This is a genomic window from Mesorhizobium sp. M5C.F.Ca.IN.020.29.1.1 (assembly GCF_003997375.1).
In the GTDB taxonomy this organism is placed as follows: domain Bacteria; phylum Pseudomonadota; class Alphaproteobacteria; order Rhizobiales; family Rhizobiaceae; genus Mesorhizobium; species Mesorhizobium wenxiniae.
The window spans coordinates 1-956 of record NZ_RZSW01001044.1 but is presented as its reverse complement, the minus strand read 5'-3'; the positions used below and the strand labels follow the sequence as shown (position 1 = coordinate 956).

Here is a 956-nt window from a genome sequence, read left to right as displayed (position 1 = left end):
ATTGTTGACCGGTTCATGCCACAGCGGCCAAGCGAGCGTATTGATGACGCGGTTCGCAAAGTCATGAAGGAACTGGCTCCGGATAAGGACGACGCCGAATGAGCCACGACGATCGCAAGCGGGCCGTGGGCAAAGTCACGTCGGTTGCAGCGGACAGACTCGTTGTCGAGATGCACGCGGGGACCGATAATTTCACCGTCGTCGGCTTTGATGATGTGCACTACGTCGCCCGTCTGGGCTCGTTCCTGATGATTCCGACCCACGCTGAGTATGTAGTTGTCGAGGTTGTGGGCCTGCGCGAACGTGACGTTGGGGCGTCATCGAAGGGCGATCTCGACAAGGCCGGATCGGCGAAATTTCTCGACGTTGTGCCCGTAGGCATGCTGCCTGCATCAGGGGAGGGTAGGTTTCGGTTCGGTGTGTCGGTATTCCCTTCGCTCTACGCCGACGCGCTGTATGCCCTCGATAGCGAACTCGATCGGATATTTGAAACCAAAGCCGAGGAAGAGCCGGGTGTCGGGCCAGACGGACAAGTCTGTGTTCCGACGAAGGCTACTCGCTTCCGTGTTTTGACCATTGGTCAGTCCGTCGTGTTCGAGGACTATGCAGTAAAGGTTCGCCTCGACGACTTCTTCGGGGGCCACGTCGCGGTCCTCGGCAACACGGGCAGTGGCAAATCATGCACAGTAGCATCTATTCTGCAGGAGCTTTTTGAGAAACCGAGTGAGCATCATGCCCGCGGCGCCACGTTCGTGGTGTTCGACGTCAACGGCGAGTACCGTCAGGCGCTGGAACCGTTGGCAAAGACAGGCGGGATCGGGATCGATCGAGTTGTGCTCGATGGTAGTGCGACCGGTTTCCGCTTGCCACACTGGTTCCTCGACCTTTCGGAGTGGGAATTGCTACTCCAGGCCAGCGAACGTACACAGGTGCCCATACTGCGCATGGCGCTAGGC

General features: G+C 58.6%; 1 protein-coding gene. It reads left to right on the top strand.

From position 1 onward, the window contains the following. Positions 1–98: 98 nt before the first annotated feature. Positions 99–956, top strand: an 858-nt coding sequence (locus tag EOA85_RS36075) for a DUF87 domain-containing protein (protein WP_127212791.1), incomplete at its 3' end; no start/stop codon positions are given.